The 19656-nt window shown below is 46.9% G+C and carries 21 protein-coding genes; 1 reads left to right on the top strand and 20 read right to left on the bottom strand.

The annotated features are described in order from the left end of the window. Positions 1-158: 158 nt before the first annotated feature. The 17 genes from wecB to AC1ECB_RS17660 all read right to left on the bottom strand — a co-directional run bounded on the left by wecB (position 159) and on the right by AC1ECB_RS17660 (position 13893). On the bottom strand, positions 159-1325 hold the full coding sequence (gene wecB, locus AC1ECB_RS17580) for a non-hydrolyzing UDP-N-acetylglucosamine 2-epimerase (RefSeq protein WP_485664991.1): 1167 nt from the start codon (positions 1323-1325) through the stop codon (positions 159-161). 111 nt (positions 1326-1436) lie between these two features. Continuing rightward, positions 1437-2486 (bottom strand): glycosyltransferase family 4 protein, encoded by a 1050-nt coding sequence (locus AC1ECB_RS17585; protein WP_485664992.1) that lies wholly within the window; start codon positions 2484-2486, stop codon positions 1437-1439. Positions 2487-2594: 108 nt separating this feature from the next. Beyond that, the gene (locus tag AC1ECB_RS17590) at positions 2595-3269 is read right to left on the bottom strand and encodes a nucleoside triphosphate pyrophosphohydrolase family protein (RefSeq protein WP_485664993.1); all 675 of its coding nucleotides are present in this window, start codon (positions 3267-3269) and stop codon (positions 2595-2597) included. Between the two features lie 23 nt (positions 3270-3292). Further along, positions 3293-3754 (bottom strand): deoxycytidylate deaminase, encoded by a 462-nt coding sequence (locus AC1ECB_RS17595; protein WP_485664994.1) that lies wholly within the window; start codon positions 3752-3754, stop codon positions 3293-3295. A gap of 68 nt (positions 3755-3822) precedes the next feature. After that, positions 3823-4449 carry a uracil phosphoribosyltransferase gene (upp, locus tag AC1ECB_RS17600; RefSeq protein WP_021169361.1) on the bottom strand — a complete coding sequence of 209 codons (627 nt, stop codon included), beginning with the start codon at positions 4447-4449 and terminating at the stop codon, positions 3823-3825. A 19-nt stretch (positions 4450-4468) separates the two neighbouring features. Beyond that, complete coding sequence (locus AC1ECB_RS17605) at positions 4469-5704, bottom strand: serine hydroxymethyltransferase (protein WP_485664995.1); 1236 nt, start codon at positions 5702-5704, stop codon at positions 4469-4471. A gap of 31 nt (positions 5705-5735) precedes the next feature. After that, positions 5736-6290 carry a TIGR01440 family protein gene (locus AC1ECB_RS17610; RefSeq protein ID WP_485664996.1) on the bottom strand — a complete coding sequence of 185 codons (555 nt, stop codon included), beginning with the start codon at positions 6288-6290 and terminating at the stop codon, positions 5736-5738. Positions 6291-6309: 19 nt separating this feature from the next. Then, positions 6310-6753, bottom strand: a complete 444-nt coding sequence (gene rpiB / locus AC1ECB_RS17615) for a ribose 5-phosphate isomerase B (protein ID WP_021169364.1) — start codon at positions 6751-6753, stop codon at positions 6310-6312. 56 nt (positions 6754-6809) lie between these two features. Beyond that, on the bottom strand, positions 6810-7274 hold the full coding sequence (locus tag AC1ECB_RS17620; protein WP_485664997.1) for a low molecular weight protein arginine phosphatase: 465 nt from the start codon (positions 7272-7274) through the stop codon (positions 6810-6812). A 61-nt stretch (positions 7275-7335) separates the two neighbouring features. Beyond that, a complete protein-coding gene (locus AC1ECB_RS17625; RefSeq protein WP_485664998.1) occupies positions 7336-7932 on the bottom strand; it encodes a manganese efflux pump MntP in 597 nt (198 codons plus the stop codon). 61 nt (positions 7933-7993) lie between these two features. After that, positions 7994-9040, bottom strand: coding sequence for an L-threonylcarbamoyladenylate synthase (locus AC1ECB_RS17630; protein ID WP_485664999.1), 1047 nt, complete (start codon positions 9038-9040; stop codon positions 7994-7996). After that, on the bottom strand, positions 9030-9911 hold the full coding sequence (prmC, locus tag AC1ECB_RS17635) for a peptide chain release factor N(5)-glutamine methyltransferase (RefSeq protein WP_485665000.1): 882 nt from the start codon (positions 9909-9911) through the stop codon (positions 9030-9032). Before prmC ends, AC1ECB_RS17630 begins: the two co-directional genes overlap by 11 nt. 67 nt (positions 9912-9978) lie before the next feature. Next, positions 9979-11046: a peptide chain release factor 1 gene (gene prfA / locus AC1ECB_RS17640; RefSeq protein ID WP_485665001.1), complete on the bottom strand. Its 1068-nt coding sequence runs from the start codon at positions 11044-11046 to the stop codon at positions 9979-9981. Further along, positions 11036-11926 carry a DUF1385 domain-containing protein gene (locus AC1ECB_RS17645; protein WP_485665002.1) on the bottom strand — a complete coding sequence of 297 codons (891 nt, stop codon included), beginning with the start codon at positions 11924-11926 and terminating at the stop codon, positions 11036-11038. The genes prfA and AC1ECB_RS17645 overlap by 11 nt, the downstream gene beginning before the upstream one ends. Before the next feature lie 113 nt (positions 11927-12039). Then, a complete protein-coding gene (gene rpmE, locus AC1ECB_RS17650) occupies positions 12040-12249 on the bottom strand; it encodes a 50S ribosomal protein L31 (RefSeq protein ID WP_021169371.1) in 210 nt (69 codons plus the stop codon). A gap of 186 nt (positions 12250-12435) precedes the next feature. After that, entirely contained in the window at positions 12436-13053 is a 618-nt protein-coding gene (locus AC1ECB_RS17655; protein ID WP_485665003.1) for a LysE/ArgO family amino acid transporter, read from the bottom strand. Positions 13054-13071: 18 nt separating this feature from the next. After that, the gene (locus tag AC1ECB_RS17660; protein WP_485665004.1) at positions 13072-13893 is read right to left on the bottom strand and encodes a carbon-nitrogen hydrolase family protein; all 822 of its coding nucleotides are present in this window, start codon (positions 13891-13893) and stop codon (positions 13072-13074) included. 130 nt (positions 13894-14023) lie between these two features. On the opposite strand from AC1ECB_RS17660, the gene AC1ECB_RS17665 reads away from it, so the two are divergent. After that, the gene (locus AC1ECB_RS17665) at positions 14024-15181 is read left to right on the top strand and encodes an HD-GYP domain-containing protein (RefSeq protein WP_485665005.1); all 1158 of its coding nucleotides are present in this window, start codon (positions 14024-14026) and stop codon (positions 15179-15181) included. Positions 15182-15211: 30 nt separating this feature from the next. On the opposite strand, the gene AC1ECB_RS17670 is transcribed toward AC1ECB_RS17665, so the two are convergent. The 3 genes from AC1ECB_RS17670 to AC1ECB_RS17680 are packed head-to-tail and all read right to left on the bottom strand — an operon-like array spanning position 15212 to position 19604. Next, entirely contained in the window at positions 15212-16147 is a 936-nt protein-coding gene (locus tag AC1ECB_RS17670; protein WP_485665006.1) for a hypothetical protein, read from the bottom strand. Then, positions 16104-16685 (bottom strand): RNA polymerase sigma factor, encoded by a 582-nt coding sequence (locus AC1ECB_RS17675; RefSeq protein WP_485665007.1) that lies wholly within the window; start codon positions 16683-16685, stop codon positions 16104-16106. The genes AC1ECB_RS17670 and AC1ECB_RS17675 overlap by 44 nt, the downstream gene beginning before the upstream one ends. Before the next feature lie 39 nt (positions 16686-16724). Next, the gene (locus AC1ECB_RS17680; protein WP_485665008.1) at positions 16725-19604 is read right to left on the bottom strand and encodes a hypothetical protein; all 2880 of its coding nucleotides are present in this window, start codon (positions 19602-19604) and stop codon (positions 16725-16727) included. Positions 19605-19656: the final 52 nt, after the last annotated feature.

The following is a 19656-nucleotide window of genomic DNA, read 5'->3' on the forward strand; positions in this document are numbered from 1 at the left end:
TATTATGACCCAAATGTTCGCTAGTTATCATTGGAGAGCAATCAAGCAACAATAAATCTGTATCCTGTCAATATATTCTATGCTGTATGTGAAAATTCCTGCTATTATGTTACAGAAAACAATAAAAATTTCACGTATTTGCATAATTTAGAACACTTTTATTCTTTACTACTGGCCTTAAATTCATTTGGCAGCGTTGAACTCAAGTTATACCTATACAAAATAGCATTCACGATCCGACTGGAAGCTTTACCATCCCCATAGGGATTTGCTGCACTTGCCATCCGCTGATATTCCTTGTCATTTACAAGTAGTTCCCGAGTCTCATTATATACCCGGTCCTTATCGGTGCCGATAAGTTTAACCGTGCCAGAGGTTACTGCCTCCGGACGTTCAGTCGTATCACGTAAAACCAGCACTGGTTTACCAAGGGCCGGCGCTTCCTCCTGGATACCACCCGAATCAGTAAGGATCAAATAGGATCTGGCCATGAGGTTGGCAAAGGGCTGGTAGTCAAGCGGGTCAATCAAATGTACGCGGCTGAGCCCGCCAAGTTCTTCCTCAACGACTTGGCGCACAAGGGGATTTTTATGGACTGGAAAAACAATTTCAACATCATAAAAACTATCAACAATCGCTTTTAATGCCTGATAGACATGTCGCATAGGTTCACCCAGGTTTTCGCGGCGATGGGTGGTAACCAGGATAACTTTCCTGCTGTCGTAGTCAATGCTTTGCAGTAGCGGGTCAATAAATCTATAGGCAGAGTCGATGGTAGCCCTCAGCGCGTCAATAACGGTATTACCTGTCACAAATACGGTTTTAGGGTCTACGTTTTCCTGCAGTAGGTTTTGTCTGGCTGTGGATGTCGGCGCAAAATGGATATCAGTTAATGTACCTGTCAGCTTACGATTCATTTCCTCCGGATATGGCGAATACTTATCGCCGGTACGTAATCCTGCTTCGACATGACCAATTACAATCTGGTGATAAAAGGCGGCCAGTGCTCCGGCAAAGGTCGTCGTCGTGTCGCCATGAACCAGGACAATATCCGGTTTTTCCCCGGCCAACACCTGATTGAGGCCTTGCATGGCCCGGCAGGTAATGTCAAATAGGGTTTGGCCCTGACTCATAATGTCCAGATCATAATTAGGCGTAATCTTAAATAAACCAAGTACTTGATCAAGCATCTCCCGGTGTTGGGCAGTAACTGCCACTAGCGGTGTTATATATTCGGAATGCTTTGCTAACTCAAGTACAACAGGTGCCATTTTAATGGCTTCAGGCCTAGTGCCAAAGACAGTCATAACTTTAATGCGTGACATAAAAAGCTCCTTCCGCTGGAAACAAGTGGCGTTTTTCACTTTTTCCGCTGCTAAATACAAGGCGGGCAAAATTGCCCGCCTTGTATTACATATTCAATTTCAAAATCACTATTAATGGCTTTTCACTGAATCAGTGTGTTTAAGCACGCCATCATTATTACTCAGCACACCAATTTTCTTGGCACCAAGACAGGCCACAATAATAATGACCAGAACAATTAACCCGGCTGATACTTTGCTAACTTCAGTAAGCACAATCGCACTCACGCCTAAAAAACTGCTTATTACATACATCAACAATACAGCCTGTTTCTGGCTTAAACCCATAGCCAACAGGCGATGATGCAAATGCCCCTTATCCGGCTTAAAAATTGGCCGGCCATTCATATACCGGCGAATTATAGCAAAAGCAGTATCCATAATTGGCAGCCCTAATGCCACAATAGGAACTATCAGCGCAATGGTTGCCGCGCTTTTAACAGCCCCTAATATGGAAACAGCGGCCAGCATATATCCTAAAAACATGCTGCCGGTATCGCCCATAAAGATCTTGGCCGGGTTAAAATTATGCTGCAAAAAACCAAGTGCACTGCCAGCTAGTGCGGCAGTCAAAATAGCTACTGTCCAGAAATTTTGTTCCAATGCCACTAACAAAATAGTAAGTGATGCAATTGTCGATACCCCGGCAGCTAAACCATCCAGGCCATCAATTAGGTTAACCGTATTGGTCAATCCGACTACCCACATAATGGTAATCGGGATGGCCAGATAATTAACATAAATCATATCACCGAAAGGGTTAGTCAACCACTCAATCCGGACATCAAATAGTATTAGCACAGCTGCAGCCATAATCTGACCTAACAACTTTACCTTAGCCGACAACTGGATCATATCATCAATAATACCTACAGCCAAAATAACAGTACCACCTAATAATAATCCTAAAATTTCATGGCTAATATGCATGCTGGACAATACAGCAAGTACAAAGCCAAAATATATTGCTAATCCACCCATCCGTGGAATTGGAGTAGTATGCACTTTACGGGCATCCGGGGCATCCAAAGCTCCTGCCTTAATGGCTAGTTCCTTGACCTGCGGCGTGATAAAGTAAGCTGCTGCCAAAGCAACAGAAAAAGCCACTACATAGGTTTGCATATGCTTACACCTCATTTCTACACAACTCCAATTGTAACTCCCCGAGTGAAAGTTGTCAATCCGCAGCAAATGGAGAAATATGCTTGCAATTATAGTAATTCTCTAATACTACCGACAATATCCTTTACGACGCAGTTTATTCACATGTCCCTCAACAAGCTCTGGTATATTTACAGCATACCGTTCAGCCAAAATATACATCATCGTAAAACAGCATTGAGCTACATCTAATAACTCCAAAGCCGCTCCCTTGTTAACCTCATCGGCAGCAAGACAATTTTGTTCACCTGATGCACCGGCATGTTTGCCAAGGAACTGGGTAAGTTCGCCAAGTTCTTCCTGAATTTTGCACACCGTAGTAAGCAGTGTGACGTCCGTAATCTGAAGGTGTGGCAGACTAATATATTTGTAGTTGCCGCCATAGCGGTTTTGTATCGTAGTGATGCGATAACTTTGATTATTATCATAGGCATAGCCTTTATTCAATAATTTTGCAAGGTGCTCGCCAATCAGGCTGTCAGCATCAATCACAAAGTAGTCTTCCATGACAAAAATCATCGTCACACAAGTTTGCGCAACATCCAAAAGTTCTTCTTTAACATCCGCAAGTAACCTTGAAGCCAACGGTTGATTTGCGAATTCCTCCGGACTTAATTTCTCCCAGGACATAAATTTAAGTACAGCACGGGCTAATTCTCCGGCTTCTTCCATAGCCTTCAGCAGCGTTGAATCCAGTGTCGGGGTAAGATTATTAAGTTTTGGTAAATAAATAGCTTCTACCATTGAACTCTCCTCTTATTTACTGCCTAGCCGAAGCAGTCGTAAGTTATGCCGGCCTCAGCAATTAACTGTTCCGCGAGTTTATCCGGATAGCTATACTGATAGACAATTCGTTTAATGCCCGCATTTATAAGAATTTTGGTACAAGATGAACAAGGTTGATGGGTCGAGTAAATCGTGGCATCACGAATAGGAACCCCGTACATAGCTGCCTGAACTACTGCACTTTGCTCGGCATGAAGCCCCCGGCAGAGCTCCTGACGTTCGCCTGATGGTACCTGATTAACAGCACGTACGCAGCCAATTTCGCCACAATGGGGCAAACCACAAGGCGCGCCATTATAGCCGGTGCTTAAGAGACGCCGATCTTTAACAATCACAGCCCCAATGTGGCGACGCAAACAGGTTGAGCGGGTAGCAACAACCTTGGTTATTTCCATAAAATACTCATCCCAGGACGGTCGGGTAAATTCCAGATTCTCACTCATGCGCTTCTACTCCCTTGGCCAAACAATGTACTAACAGTGTATTCCTGCCCCCAGTAAAAAATAACCGTTTACTTGGTGCCAAAAATCCGGTCACCGGCATCCCCTAACCCAGGCACAATGTAGCCGTATTCATTGAGATGACTGTCAACAGCAGCTACATACACCTCAACATCAGGATGATGGGCATTAACCAAATTAATACCTTCCGGTGCAGCCACCAGACACATTAGTTTAATATTCTTGGCACCTTTGGCTTTTAAGAGGTCAATAGCCGCGACTGAGGAGCCGCCGGTAGCCAGCATAGGATCGATAACAATAAGTTCACGTTCATCAACATCTTTCGGCAGTTTGCAGTAGTACTCCACCGGTTTTAGCGTTTTCTCGTCACGATATAAACCAACATGCCCGACCTTGGCAGCAGGAATAAGTTTTATAATGCCATTTACCATGCCTAGGCCGGCACGTAAAATCGGTACAACACCAATTTTTTTACCTGACAGTACTTTACAAGTACAAGTTGTAAGTGGCGTTTCGACTTGGGTTTCTTCCAAAGGCATATTCCGGGTCAGCTCAAAAGCCATGAGCATCGCAATTTCTTCCAAGAGTTCTCGAAACTCCTTGGTTCCTGTCCTAACATCACGAATGAGCGAAAGTTTATGTTGAATAAGCGGGTGATCAATTATTTTTACTTGCATGATATCATCTTCTCCTTACTTATGCGTACAATGGGTATTTGCGGCATAACTTGGCCACCAGCGAGCGCGCCTTATCTTGTACTGCGCTGTCATCCGGGTTGGTCAGTATCATAGCGATAATATCACCGATTGCCACCATATCGACCTCTACCATCCCGCGGGAAGTAACTGCGGGCACGCCAATACGGATACCACTTGTCACAAAAGGACTGGCTGGGTCATTAGGGATAGCATTTTTATTGACTGTTACACCGATCTCATCCAAAAGATGTTCGGCTTGCTTACCAGTAACATTTTGCGTCCGTAAATCAACCAGCATCAGATGATTATCGGTGCCGCCGGATACCAGCGTAAACCCTTTTTGTTTGAGCCTTTCGGCTAAAGCCTGGGCATTTTTTATAATTTGGCCCTGATAAAGACGGAATTCCTGGCTAAGTACTTCTTTAAAAGCCACTGCTTTGGCAGCAATTACATGCATTAACGGTCCACCTTGAATGCCGGGGAATACGGCTTTATCAATGGCTTTGGCATATTGGGCCCGGCACAGGATCATACCGCCACGCGGGCCGCGTAGTGTCTTGTGGGTCGTTGTGGTAACAATATCGGCATATGGCACCGGGCTGGGATGAAAACCGGCTGCCACTAAACCGGCAATATGCGCCATATCCACCATAAACATCGCCCCGGCATCGCGGGCAATTTGTCCCAGGCGGGCAAAATCAATAATTCGTGAATAGGCGCTGGCACCAGCCACCAACATCTTAGGCTTATGCTTATAAGCAAGCTCCGCTACCTGGTCGTAATCAATAAGATGAGTATCCTCATTAACACCATAGGCAACTACATTAAAGTACTGTCCGGAAATATTCACCGGGCTGCCATGAGTCAGATGACCGCCATGGGCAAGATTCATACCTAAAATAGTATCGCCAGGCTTCAAGAACGCAAAATACACGGCTGTATTAGCCTGCGCACCTGAATGCGGCTGCACATTAACATGCTCGGCACCAAAGATTTCTTTAGCCCTGTCAATGGCCAACTGCTCAACAATATCAACACATTCGCAGCCGCCATAATAGCGATGTCCGGGATACCCCTCGGCATATTTATTAGTAAGTACTGATCCCTGTGCCTCCATTACGGCTTTGCTGACAAAGTTTTCTGACGCAATAAGTTCCAGCTTATGTTGCTGACGGGTTAATTCAAGGTCAATAGCTTTTTTTACTTCAGGATCTACTCCAGCAAGTATTGTCATGTATATTCCTCCCCAAAATAAGCAATTCTCTTTAGGATAATTCATAAACAGCGCGTACACCGCCGATTAGCTTGGGCCTGGTATGAGCCGCCGTCAGATAAGCTTGTCCAATATGCTTTAGCGTTAAACGCACAGGAATGGCCACGCGCTTGATATGCATACCGATAAGCGTGCTGCCAATATCGAGGCCGGCATGGGCAGTGATGGTTTCCACCACCGCCGGTTTGGTAAATTCGCGCATAGCCTGTGCCGCCAGCGAACCACCGGCTTTGGCCACCGGAATGACTGTGACTTCTTCGAGATGATACTCAGCAGCTACAGCCTGTTCGACAACAAGTGCTCTGTTAAGATGTTCGCAGCACTGTATCGCCAGGGAAACCTGATACCAGGAACAAACCTTTAAGAGACTTGATAAAATCCGGGCCGCCACTACCTCAGAGCCATAGGAGCCAATGTGCATCCCCTGAACTTCACTAGTACTACACCCCACTACCAGTATTTGTCCTGGCTTTAGCTGGGCTGTTTTTATCAATTCTTCAGCCGCCTGTATTGTTTGGCGACCGATCGTTGCCAAGTCTGTGTCCACGATCATCCACTCCAATTTACTAGCAGTCTTTTTCCAACTCCATGAGTTTGGTCACCCGGCAAGCGTGACGTCCTCCGGCAAATTCAGTTTTAAGCCATACCTCAACAATCATTCTGGCCAAACCAGAGCCAATCACGCGTTCTCCCATTGTCAGGATATTCGCGTCATTATGTTCGCGTGACATCTGTGCCGAAAAGACATCATTACAAAGAGCGGCTCTGATCCCTTTTATTTTGTTAGCCGCCATACTAACCCCAATGCCTGTACCGCAAACAATAATGCCCCGTTCATACTCGCCTTTTGCCACTGCTTCGGCTACTTGACGGGAAATGTCGGGGTAGTCAACTGAGCTTAAGGTATATGTACCAAAATCATGGTTATCTACCTTAAGCTCAGTTAATAGGGTTTTAATTTCTTCTTTTAGTCGAAAACCGCCATGGTCGCTGCCAATTGCTACTTTCATTGCAGTAACACTTCCTATGTATATATTTACACGCCATTCTTCATTTTCAACGCTAATTACTTTTTTCCTGCTAAACTTACAATTTTTTCCCACGCTGACATCAGCAGTTGTCGCAGTTGCTGTGCACAAGCCTGGTACTTAACCTCACTGCCACCAAACGGATCAGCAACATCACCTGTTTTACCGGCAAACTCAGATAACGTGTACGTCTTTTCCACCACACCTGGTGCCACCCTCATAATCGCCTGCTTATGCGCTATTGTCATGGCAAGTACCAGATCTGCCGCCATCAATTGTGCCAAATCAAGCTGCACTGAGCAATGCCTGTCCAAACTAAGGCCAGCCTGCTGCATAACAGCCTGAGCCTGAGGCGAAGCGGGCTGCTGCCAGGCGGAAAGCCCAGCCGAGGTGACAGCAATTTTATCAGCCACCCCCGCTTGTACTGCCATATCGGCAAGTATAGCAGCAGCCATGGGACTACGACAGGTATTGCCGGTACATACAAGTAGTACCTTAAACATCTTTGTTCAACCCCTCCTATTTTGTACCAGGAAAAAATTTCTCATACCTACATATATAATTCTAGCAGATTGTTGTCCATAAGATATGTACTCCTAAAAGTACTAAAACACTGCCCCCCATCAGTTCAGCCCGTCCGCCAATATACCTCCCCAACTTACGGCCTAATGCCAAACCAAGCAGGGCAATGGCAAAGATAACTATCCCCAAAACCAAACTTAGTTCGAATAAATTTACATCAATCATGCCTAGGCTAAAACCAGCCGCCAGAGCATCAATACTCACGCTGACAGCCAACAAGAGGAGGGCTGCGCCATGCAAGGGATTACATGGCATAGTATCCTGTGAGTCACATATATTGTCCTTAATCATTGAGGCCCCTAAGCCGGCAAGCACCACGGCGCCAATAATTGTCGCCATATTCTGGACGTTAACCACCGGCCAGTTGATATGGTAGGCTCCCACGTGTTCAACAATACTCCCCAACCAGTGTCCAATATGATATCCAATTAGAATCATAATAATATGGGATACCGCAAACACAAAGGCTGACTGAAAAATCACCAGCCGGCGCACCTTGTTCATTCCTATAGGCACCGCCACTGAAAACAAATCGGTTCCCAAAGCGGCACTCAAAACAACCAGTTCAAACAGGCTCATATTTTCACCTCCGCGGTAATGTATATGTACCACCAAGAGGCAATATGAAGCATTCCTCAAGCTAGAGGCGAATAATACGATATCCTGCAGCTTTACGTAATCGGTTCATGACAGCAAGCCCCAACCCCTGCTCGCTAATACCTTCAGCATAAATGACGTCCACCGCCATATTATCAAAACTCCTAAGAGCAGTGTAAAGATTGGCTGCAATGGCAGCCGTGTCGTCGCGTTGTCCGTAAACATAGACTATAACCTCAGGCGGCAAACTGTCTGCTAATTCAGCAGAAACAATAACTCCCACTGTTTTCCCTGTCGCCAGCGCTTGATCAAGCTCCCGTTTTAAAAGCGCAGTCGCAACAATCGGTTCGGCTTCCACTAAAAATAGCGGTGCCAAAGGCGCATAATGGGTATATTTCATGCCAGGCGATTTTGGTATCACCTGTGCACCAGAGAGCGTCGGATCAATTTCAATTTCCCCCAACACTTCGACCAGCATTTCGTAAGTAATTCCCCCTGGTCGCAGCAATGTCGGCACCGGGGTGGTACAATCAACCACCGTTGATTCTACACCAATCTCACAGGGACCGGCATCAATTACGGCGGCAATTTTGCCATCAAGATCTGACAATACAGCTTGCGCTGTCGTCGGGCTTGGTCTTCCTGAAGTATTTGCACTAGGCGCGGCCACCGGCACACCGCCCAGACGAATTAGCTCCCTGGCCACCAGTGACGAAGGTAAACGAATAGCCACCGTATCCAAACCGGCAGTCACAGCATCAGGCACCAGTGGCTGGCGCTCAACCACCATTGTGAGTGGTCCAGGCCAGTAGCGCTCAGCCAGAGCCAACGCATTGGCTGGCACAGACGCTGCCAACGTGTATATTTTTTCAACAGCATCAATATGTAAAATAAGCGGGTTATCTGAAGGCCGTCCTTTGGCCTGAAAGATCGCTTTTACCGCTTGCACATTAAACCCATTAGCACCAAGACCATACACGGTTTCGGTAGGAAACGCCACCAACTGTCCCTGTCGCAGCATAGCAGCTGCCTCTGTCAAAACAGCTATATCCGGGTTGAACGGGTCTATTTTATAATAATTAGTATGCACTGTGATCATCTCCATTAGTAAAACGAAAAATTACAACACGTTCGATACCAGCATAATCTTTAATAATAGTTTCCGGTATCAGCCTACTGCCGGTATCAGCCAACGCTGCTACCTGTCCGGCCTGATTAATTCCTACCTCGACGGCAATGAAGCCATCCGGTTTAAGGTAGCCTGCTCCCTGCGCCACAATCCGGCGGTAAAAATTAAGACCATCAGGCCCGCCAGCCAACGCCAGTCGTGGTTCCTGACGCACCTCAGGGCTTAATCCGGGGATCTCACTATCCGGAATATACGGTGGATTAGCTAGTATTGCGTCGAATTTTTTACCTGCCAGCGGCTGCAGCATATCACCCCTAAAGAGCGCCAGACGTTCAGAAACCCCTTGTCTAACGGCATTTTCTCCGGCAACTGCCAGCGCCTCGGCAGAAATATCAACCGCCGCGCCTACCGCAGTAATTAGTTTTGATAATAAGCTAACTATTATGGCGCCACTGCCTGTACCCAAATCAGCAATAACCGGTGCCTCTGTACCAGCCAGGCGGTCAAGTGCGGCCTCCACTAATATTTCGGTATCAGGCCGGGGAATAAGTACAGCCGGATTAACCATGAAATCCAGCCCCATAAACTCTTTGTAGCCATTAATATAAGCTACCGGCGCATACATGGCCCGACGTTTGACAGCTTGTCTGTAAGCAGCCAGTTCATCTGACGTTAGCGGCTGATCAAAATTAGTATATAAATACAGCCTGTCTTTGCCTAATATATGGGAAAGCAGTACCTCAGCATCCAGGCGAGGATTATCAATCCCCTTGGAGTCGAAGTACTGCCTGGTCCATTGTACAATTGAAGTGATGGTCCATTGTTCAGTCATTGCACCCACCCGGACAGTAAGAAATGCCTGTTTGGCATTTCTTACTGTCCTTAACTTTATTATTTATTCACTGTACTTCTTGTAATTTTTCACTTTGACCGGCAGTTACCAGCGCCGAGATTAGCTCATCCAAATCGCCGTTGAGGACAAAATCAAGTTTATGCAGCGTTAGACCAATGCGATGATCGGTAACGCGGCCCTGTGGAAAGTTATAGGTCCGAATTCGTTCACTGCGATCACCAGTGCCTACCTGACTTTTGCGGTTCTCCGCCATCTCAGCGGCTTGCTCAGACTGCGCCAGCTCTAATATTCTGGAACGCAGCACACGCATAGCCTTATCCTTATTTTTAAGCTGCGATTTTTCATCCTGGCATGTTACCACAACTCCTGTCGGCAAATGGATAATACGCACCGCCGATTCCGTCTTATTGACATGCTGACCGCCGGCGCCACTGGCGCAATAGGTATCAATGCGCAGGTCATTAGGGTTAATTTCAATATCCACATCTTCGGCTTCAGGCAATACCGCTACTGTCACGGTGGAAGTATGAATCCGGCCGCTTGACTCAGTTGTCGGCACCCGCTGCACGCGATGCACCCCACTCTCATACTTGAGCTTAGAATAGGCCCCTTCTCCTTGAATAGAAAATACCACTTCCTTGAAACCACCAAGATCCGGTGCATTTGCATCAAGCATCTCAGTCCGCCAGCCCTGATTTTCAGCATACCGGGTATACATACGGAATAAATCACCCGCAAACAGCGCGGCCTCATCACCACCGGCACCGCCCCGGATTTCAACAATAACGTTCTTATCATCTTTAGGGTCTTTGGGCAGAAGCAGAATTCGCAGTTCTTTCTCTAAGCCCTCTATTTTAGAGTACGCCTCGTTATACTCAGCTTCCACCAACTCACGAAATTCATCATCAAGTTTATCTTTGAGCATTTCACGGGCATCCTCAACAGCTTGCAATGTTTTCTTATATTCCCGGAACTTTTCCATAATCAAAATCATTTTACTGTGAGCCTTGGTCAGTTTCTGCCATTCGGCCATGTCGGCCATGACCGCCGGGTCGCTGATCCGGCCTTCCAGTTCGAGAAATTTATCTTCCATTGCCTGCATTTTATCCAGCATTTGTTTTCACCTCTATTTCTTGGTCAGGCCGCACAGCCTGTAAGGCTGCAATCGCTACTTCAATCTGATCGTCACTAGGCTCACGGGTAGTCAACTTTTGCAACCACAGGCCTGGTGTAATGGCACAAGCAACCCAGCGAGCTTTACTTCGTCCGGCAAAGCGGATTATTTCATAAGCAATGCCGGCCACTACCGGCAGCAAAACCACTCTGGACAAAATCCGCAGCCACAGGTCCGGCCAGCCTAAAAAAGCAAACATAATTATACTTACTACCATGACAATGAGCAAAAAATTGGTGCCGCAACGGGGATGCAGCCGACTGTATTTTCTGATATTCTCCACCGTCAGTTCCTCGCCGGCCTCATAGGTATGGATAGTTTTGTGCTCAGCGCCATGATACTGAAATACTCGCTGAATATCTTTCATGATTGATATTCCCCCAATATAGAGGAAAAAAATCGCCAGCCGCAAAATACCCTCAAACGTATTAAGTAAACGGGAATCAGTGACTGCACTATGAATATATTTTGCAGCATAGGTTGGGATAATCACAAACAGTAAAATAGCCAATCCCAGCGAGAATACCATGGTCATGGCGATTTCTTTTGTCGATAAACTCTCTTCCTCCTCACCGGCCGCTTGTGCGGAAAATGATAAGGCCTTCAAGCCATAAACCAGCGATTCTACTAAAGCGACAACCCCGCGAATCATCGGTTTTTTCAAAATAGGATACCGGTCAGTAATCGAAGTCAACCGTTCCTTTTGAATCGTAATGTTGCCGGACGGTTCACGAACGGCAGTGGCAATAAATTCCGGACCGCGCATCATAACACCTTCAATAACAGCCTGCCCGCCAACAAAAGGTTTTTTTTGACTCATGCTGCCAGCCCTCCTTCTATCAAAACTTTCTCCGACCACCTGTGTTCACATATAAGTACAGCAGAGCATTCCTGCTCTGCTGCCCAGATGTTCTTCAATTAGCCAAGCGGCAATTATTCTTTGGTATTGCTGCCAAAACGCTTGTTGAATCTTTCTACACGGCCGCCTGCTGCTACCTGACGCTGTTGACCGGTATAGAACGGGTGGCATTTGGAGCATACATCTACACGCAGTTCTTTTTTCACCGAACCAGTAACAAATGTATTGCCACAGCCGCAGACAACTTTGGCTTCGTTGAATTGGGGATGAATCTTTTCTTGCATATCTTGCACCTCACTTTATAGAGCCATTTAAATTAAATTTATGCGTAGTAATTATAGCATATCAGACTACACTACGCAAGCTATCTCCTGTCAACTTTGCTAACATCCTGTCCCTGGGTAAGGCCGGAATAGCCACTGCCATTTTACATTACCTACCTTGCTGCTACAAAAAAATAGTGGCTGGCATTAAGCCTGAGCCACCAAGCTATAGCCCAAATATAAGGCGGCCCCCCAAATAAATACCGCTGAAAATTTCCCCAGCAATCCCAGTAACCTTCCTGAGCTGTCTAAGGTTCCCACCAAACGCCCGGCAAGAGCCAGGGAGAAGAACCACAGCCAGGATACCAGAATACATGCTGCCGTAAACAATAGTTTGCTGCTGTCGCCATACTGCAATGAACTAGTGCCAATAACCCCGATAGTATCTAGGATAGCGTGAGGGTTAAGCAGTGATACCGAAGCTGCAAACACGACCTGTTTACCAGGAGACAAGCCTATTCCATCAGGTGTTTGGCTGTCTTCAGCCTTACTTTGCCAGGCGACCCAGCCCATATAGGCTAAAAAGACAAATCCGCCAGCCAATAGTACTGTTTTCAGCCAGGCAAAACTTAGTATTACCAGCGATACACCCAGTACCGCGGCCAGAATAAGCAGCGTATCACAAAGCCCGGCTGTCACTACGGCAGGCATAGCCTGCCACAAATTGGCTTGTATGGCTCCCTGGTTAAAGACAAATAGATTTTGCACACCTAATGGTAAAATTAGCCCAAAAGCTAAAATAATACCATGAATAAAGGCTTCCATACTGCTCTCTGTTCCTCCTCAGATCCTGTATACTTCTGGCTTGCGGTGCCGCAGTAACGGCAATTCTTCCCGCACTCTGTTCAATGTTCTAAAATCAATCTTGCCGGTAATCACGGTTTCGGCTTCATTGGCAAGTGCCAGTACTCTGGCCCAGGGGTCAACAATAATGGAATGCCCATATGACTTATACTCGGCGGCAGCATTTAATGCTGGAGCCGCTCCAATTACATATACCTGATTGTCAACGGCTCTGGCACGCATCAATAACTCCCAATGGGCCGGACCTGTCACCGGGCCAAAGGCACCTGGATACACTAAGATTTTGGCTCCTTGCAGCACCATTGTCCTGGCCAGTTCGGGAAAACGCACATCATAACAAATTGCCACCCCAATCTTTCCCAGTGATGTATCTACCAGCGTCATACTGCTGCCGGCTACTAACGTCTTAGATTCCTGAAATACTGTCCCTCCTTTAATGTCCACATCAAACAAATGTACTTTGCGATGGCGGCCAATCAGGTTACCCTGCTCATTAAAAATAAAGCAGGTATTATAAATATTACCTACTTCATCCCGTTCCGGAATTGAACCACCAACAAGAATTATTTTGTGCTTTTCAGCACACTCGGCCAACATGGCAATAGTCGGCCCTTCCGGATAGATTTCAGCATATTGAGAAAAGAGTTCCGACTGATAGGGACAATTAAACATCTCCGGCAATACCACCAAATGACTGCCCTGGTCAGCTGCCTCGGCAATCATACTCCTTGCTTTACAAATATTGCCCTGTTTATCTGCCACAACACCTAATTGGCAAATTCCAACATTATAAACTACCATTTTTTGACCCCTCCAATGATATTCATACCACTTATGGATTATCTTGTAAAGCAATAAAAAAGCTAAAGGATTTTCCACTACCTCCTGTCGAATAAATTCAATAGACTAGCAGAAGGGGACATCTTAAATCATGCAAAAAATTGCCATATCAGAGCTTCAACCTAACATGGTAGTTGCCCGTAATATCTTCAGCACCGAAGGCGTATTGCTTCTAAGCGCCGATACAGTACTCAATGCTACGCAAATTGAACGCTTACAGCAGTTTGGCCTACCTAGTATCTATATAAAAAATCCCTTTACTGACACAATCCCCTATGGCGACCTTATAGATACCATCCCTGAAGTTGTCCGCGAAGAAACAAGGGTTCAGGCCGTCCAACTGGTGAATACCGCTTTTCAAAACCTTACTATCCTGCAGAATCTTGACACACAGCAATTTAAGGCAATTTCTGATTTAATTCTTGATGACGTTATCAAAAATCGCGGAGCTATGATTCATCTCACAGATATCCGGGCCCATGACGGCTATACCTTTGGACATTCGGTCAATGTCTGCGTATTAGCTACCCTCACCGGCGTTCAGTTAGGCTATGACATGGTTAATCTCAAAGAACTGGCATTAGGCGCCTTACTTCACGATGCAGGCAAAATGCTCATTCCACAAGAAATCCTCCTCAAACCTGCTCCGCTTACAAATGACGAGCGTAAACTTATGGAAAAACATTCTGACCTTGGTTTTGATATTCTCCGTAAACAAAGCGACATCCCCTTAGTCTCAGCCCATATTGCCTTTCAGCACCATGAAAAATTTGACGGCAATGGTTATAACCGCGGCCTTGCGGGCACAAACATTCATGAGTATGCCCGCATAGTAGCCATTGCCGATGTGTATGATGCACTTACCTCAGACAGACCTTACAAAGAAGCTTCCTTGCCGCACGAAGCCTATGAAATCATGATGTCACTGGCTAATACCCACTTTGATCCAATTATTTTACAGACTTTTCTAAATCAAATTGCCCTTTATCCGCTAGGCAGCATCGTCCAGCTTAATACAGGTGACATCGCGGTAGTAACACGAGTAATTCCCGGACTACAAACCCGGCCAACTGTAAAAGTTCTCCTTGATGCAAGCGGTCACAAGCTGAAAAATGGCCCTGAAATTGATTTGACAAGACACCTGACAACTTTTATTACTAAAGTATTCACCCTCGCAGAGGTTCTGCAACTGGGTACCAATTCAACCCGGCAAACAAACCTGCAGCAGACCTTTAAACCAACTAGCTAGCCTGAACATAGGCAAGTCTCCACTCTTTGCTTATCTCGCAACGCTTACTTTGGTTAATGTTTTGGCAAGGCTAAGTAGTTCTTCCTGGCTGGCTGCGCCTTCCAGCGTTACTTCATTATTATCAATAATGACTGTTACCTTATTACGGTTTGGCAACTTACTGGTAATGGCTTCCCTAGGGATGGCCATTTTTTCCTGTACCTGGGGCGGCACCGGCACCGAGCGGAGCGTATTGGTTGGTTTTGGGGCCTGGGAAATGATGATTTCATCAGCAGCACCCTGATGGTACACTTGTCTAATCGTTTTGCTGATTGTATCAATTGTGACAACATCAGCTTTACGGCCAGCCAAGGCCAGCATAGTGCCTTCCCCTGATGGTACGGCAGGAGAAGGCACAGTCAAGGCTGCACCCGGCGCCTGGACGGCGTCAGACTCTGGTTGAGCTGACTCAGTAATTTGAGAATCAGGAGTAGTCGAAGCCTGTAGCTTGTCTTTGGCTGGCGGCACTGTTAGATTAGGCGGTGTTTCCACAATAGATGACGGTTGCTGCGTTTCAATGGCAGGCACAGGTACCGATTGCGGACTCTTAGCCAATTGCTGTTCTTGTGTGGCTGGTGGCAAAATATTAAAAAATGTAATTAATAACACCGCCGCTGCTGCCGTACCAGCAAAACCAGCTGCGCCCCAGGCCAAGCGTTTTTTTCGCTTGGCCCTGGCAATCGAAATAGCTGCTTGCTCCACAATATAGTTTCGTACTGCCGGAGGCGGTACAGCTGGCGGCGCGGCTGCCGCTTTAATTAGTTGGGCAGTACGCACGAGTTCGACGAGTTCTTCCTCGTGCGTGTTTTCTAATGTCATCCCCTGATTAAGTTCATCCAAAGCGGCTGACAATGCTTCTGCTTGTCCTTTTTCCGTATTCGTGTTATCCTGCACCAGCTTCCCTCCCTCCTGTAATGCCATTTTCATCAAATAAATCCTTCAGCTTTTTGAGCGCCCGCTGCTGCAGCATTTTTATGGCAGCACTACTTTTCCCCATGATTCTCGCAACATCAGCTATGGCAACCCCTTGAAGAATTCTAAATTCAATCACCCGTCGTTGCTCTTCAGGCAAAAGTTCCAACAGCCTGCTCACTTCCCTGCGTTGTTCCGCACTCACGACGGCTTCGTCAGGACGAGTACTTGTGTCAATTATGGGCTCATTATATTGAGCAATATCAACCATATGGGGAGCCCGACCACGTTTACGGTAATAATCAATAATAAGATTAAGCGTAATGCGTGACAGATAAGTTTTGAAGGTGGCGTTTGTTTCTTTATACCGCGGCAACGCCGTCAGCGCCCGCAAAAAGGTGTCTTGCGCGATTTCCTGAGCGTCTTCTGGGCTGCCAGTCTTAGCTAAAGCCAAGCGGTAAATAGGCGGCCAATAAGTAGTAACCAGCTCATCAAGGGCTGCCTTGTCACCCTCCTGCGCTTTGGCAATCAAACGATTTTCATCCTGCGCCATCTTTTATCACCACGCTTTACCTTCCCATCATATAACAACTTATCTTACCAAAAACTCTCCTAAGGTGAGCGGCAGTTGTCCTAACCGCGCTCTTACCTCTTCCATACTGTCGGTAAAGCCGCTGGCCGCTTCTGCATCGGTAAAGCGTACCTTTACATCCAGGTTATTCCCGTCATATAAGCGAAACGCCGCATCTACCACGCCGATATTTTCGGTTTCCAGGCAAATTCTCAACCATGTCTCGGTCACTTTCTGGCCGGGATTTTTTTTGTCTTCTTCCTCTTGATAATATACATGAATGTAGGCCGGATATACAGTTTGGCCGTCACCAAAGTATAATGGCACCGCTATCGTCAATACCCGCTGGGCGTCCTGTCGTTCCGCTGTTACACCACTTGGCTTAGACATAGTCTCAGCCAGTTCCCGCACGACTTTGATGGCCTCTTTAGCCTCTTCCGGACTTTTTCCCTGCCAGATGTTGGCCAGTTCCACCATAGCCTGCTGGCTAAGACCAAATGACTGAGCAGCCTGTGGTTGCTTAGGAGCAAGCAGTTCTGCCGCCTGTTCCAGAATATTGGCAAACACGATAATCTTCTCTATTGGTGACTGCTGTGATTTTTTGAGAGCTGTCAACAATGCAGCTACTGCCGCCGGCAATGCTTGCATCAGTTGCCCGGTTTGCGGCGATGAAGCCTGTGCTGTCAGCGTTGGCGACGACGATTGAGAGGTTGGGCTTGTTGGTATTTGTTGTGCTGGAAGCTTTTGATTCTGGATCATTTGGGTTATTGGGGTTGTTTGGGCTGGCATCTGCGTTGGCTGTGCTTTTTGTGTTGCCTGTGCTATTGGCGATGCTGGTTCATCCTGTTGTAATAGAGTTAAAACTATTTTTCTAATCTCCGGCGGCAGGCTTTCAGCCAGCTCAGGCTGAGTGGTAAACGCCTTGAGTAGTTGGGCCAATTCCTGTGGCTTACCCGCATTACCTGCTGGCATGGCAGGCCTTGTGGGCAAATTCTGCAAGTTATTGGCAGAATTATCCTGACGCTGTAGCATTTGAGACTGCTTTGCACCAGGCCTCTGACCTTCCGTGGCCTCCGGCAGGGTAGTCTGCGCGGCTTGATCTTGACCTGATTCTTCCTGTTGCAATAGAGTTAAAACTATTTTCCTAATCTCCGGCGGCAGGCTTTCAGCCAGCTCAGGCTGAGTAGTAGAAGCCTTGAGAAATTGGGCCAATTCCTGTGACTTACCCGCATTGCCTGCTGGCAGGACAGGTTTTGTGGGCAAATTCTGCGAGTTACTGGCAGAATTATCCTGACACTGCGGCATTTGAGAGTGCTTTGCACCAGACCCCTGACCTTCCGTGGCCTCCGGCAGGGTAGTCTGCGCGGCTTGATCTTGACCTGATTCTTCCTGTTGCAATAGAGTTAAAACTATTTTCCTAATCTCCGGCGGCAGGCTTTCAGCCAGCTCAGGCTGAGTAGTAGAAGCCTTGAGAAATTGGGCCAATTCCTGTGACTTACCCGCATTGCCTGCTGGCAGGGCAGGTTTTGTGGGCAAATTCTGCGAGTTATTGGCAGAATTATCCTGACGCTGTAGCATTTGAGGCTGCTTTGCATCAGACCTCTGACCTTCCGTGGCCTCCGGCAGGGTAGTCTGCGCGGCTTGATCTTGACCTGATTCTTCCTGTTGCAATAAAGTTAAAACTATTTTCCTAATCTCCGGTGGCAGGCTTTCAGCCAGCTCAGGCTGAGTGGTAAACGCCTTAAGTAATTGGCCCGTTTCTTGTGACTTACCCGCATTACCTGCTGGCAGGGCAGGTTTTGTAGGCAAATTCTGCGAGCTACTGGCAGAATTATCCTGACTCTGCGGCATTTGAGACTGCTTGGCCTCAAGCCTCTGGTTAGGAGACTTGTTAGTTGGCGCTAACTCTGGTTGTTTTTCCACTATACCTGGCTGCACCGCTACTGCCGTTTTTTCTGACGATTGGCTTGCCAAACCGTCAGGTTGCTGGCTAGCAGCCTGCATATCCTGTTGATTATTGCCTGGCACATTGGAGCGTGCAGCCAACTGCCGCAGTACTTTGGCCATTTCTTGCAAATCACCAGGATTTTTTCCCTGTAAAGCAGCCGTGAGTTCTGTCTGCAATTGCTGTTTACCCGCTGCTGCCGGAGTTGAAGCCTCCCCCTGACCTTCAATACTGTCAGCCAGTATCGCCGTCTTTTCGGCTCTTGTCGTTGATGATTTAAGCAACGCAACTATACCTGCCGGCAGGCTTGTCTGCGTGGCTTGATTCTGACTTAACAGTTGCTGAACAGGCTCCCTAGTTTCCGGTGGTAAGCTTTTGGCTGGCCGGTTGGCAATCGTTTGCGTAAGTTCATCCATCTCACTAGTTAGCAGAATTTGTTGTGTTAAAGGATTTTGCTGGTTAGATTTTGTCTGGCCTGCTTGTGAAGCCGGTTCTTCCTGTTGCATTATGGTTAAAACTAGCTGCTTTGCAGCAGGCCCCTGACCCTCCTCAACCGTGAGGCCAGCTGCCTGTTCTATAATATCAGCCAGCATTGCCAGCTTTTCTGCGCCTGTCTTTGATGATTTAAGCAGCGCAACTAACCCCTCCTGCAGGGTAGTCTGTGCTGCCTGATTCTGGCTTACCAGTTGCTGAACAAGCTCCCTAATTTCCGGTGGTAAGCTTTTGATAAGCGCCGATCTGTTGGCAACAGTCTGCGAAAGTTCACTTAGTTCAGTTGTAATAATGTTTTCTAAAGCCACCAATACTGCTTGCGGTGAATTGGCTGTCTTACCTGATGAATTCTGCTGTACTTGGGTGGTCTCATCTGGTTGGCCAGCTTGCTCAGCCTCAGGTTTAACTGTCGATGTAGTTTGGACTGAGCGGATATCATTAATGGTGTTAATTATCATCGTCACTCGCCTTTCTCATGCCATTCCTTCCCCATATCAATCCAATTAAGGATCTATC

It is taken from the genome of Sporomusa sp. 246TCP1, from assembly GCF_057319775.1.

Coding starts and splice junctions, on each gene's coding strand:
- wecB (WP_485664991.1), bottom strand. CDS start 1,325: ATGTCACGCATTAAAGTTATGACTGTCTTTGGCACTAGGCCTGAAGCC.
- AC1ECB_RS17585 (WP_485664992.1), bottom strand. CDS start 2,486: ATGCAAACCTATGTAGTGGCTTTTTCTGTTGCTTTGGCAGCAGCTTAC.
- AC1ECB_RS17590 (WP_485664993.1), bottom strand. CDS start 3,269: ATGGTAGAAGCTATTTATTTACCAAAACTTAATAATCTTACCCCGACA.
- AC1ECB_RS17595 (WP_485664994.1), bottom strand. CDS start 3,754: ATGAGTGAGAATCTGGAATTTACCCGACCGTCCTGGGATGAGTATTTT.
- upp (WP_021169361.1), bottom strand. CDS start 4,449: ATGCAAGTAAAAATAATTGATCACCCGCTTATTCAACATAAACTTTCG.
- AC1ECB_RS17605 (WP_485664995.1), bottom strand. CDS start 5,704: ATGACAATACTTGCTGGAGTAGATCCTGAAGTAAAAAAAGCTATTGAC.
- rpiB (WP_021169364.1), bottom strand. CDS start 6,753: ATGAAAGTAGCAATTGGCAGCGACCATGGCGGTTTTCGACTAAAAGAA.
- AC1ECB_RS17620 (WP_485664997.1), bottom strand. CDS start 7,274: ATGTTTAAGGTACTACTTGTATGTACCGGCAATACCTGTCGTAGTCCC.
- AC1ECB_RS17625 (WP_485664998.1), bottom strand. CDS start 7,932: ATGAGCCTGTTTGAACTGGTTGTTTTGAGTGCCGCTTTGGGAACCGAT.
- prmC (WP_485665000.1), bottom strand. CDS start 9,911: ATGACTGAACAATGGACCATCACTTCAATTGTACAATGGACCAGGCAG.
- prfA (WP_485665001.1), bottom strand. CDS start 11,046: ATGCTGGATAAAATGCAGGCAATGGAAGATAAATTTCTCGAACTGGAA.
- AC1ECB_RS17645 (WP_485665002.1), bottom strand. CDS start 11,926: ATGAGTCAAAAAAAACCTTTTGTTGGCGGGCAGGCTGTTATTGAAGGT.
- rpmE (WP_021169371.1), bottom strand. CDS start 12,249: ATGCAAGAAAAGATTCATCCCCAATTCAACGAAGCCAAAGTTGTCTGC.
- AC1ECB_RS17655 (WP_485665003.1), bottom strand. CDS start 13,053: ATGGAAGCCTTTATTCATGGTATTATTTTAGCTTTTGGGCTAATTTTA.
- AC1ECB_RS17660 (WP_485665004.1), bottom strand. CDS start 13,893: ATGGTAGTTTATAATGTTGGAATTTGCCAATTAGGTGTTGTGGCAGAT.
- AC1ECB_RS17665 (WP_485665005.1), top strand. CDS start 14,024: ATGCAAAAAATTGCCATATCAGAGCTTCAACCTAACATGGTAGTTGCC.
- AC1ECB_RS17670 (WP_485665006.1), bottom strand. CDS start 16,147: ATGAAAATGGCATTACAGGAGGGAGGGAAGCTGGTGCAGGATAACACG.
- AC1ECB_RS17675 (WP_485665007.1), bottom strand. CDS start 16,685: ATGGCGCAGGATGAAAATCGTTTGATTGCCAAAGCGCAGGAGGGTGAC.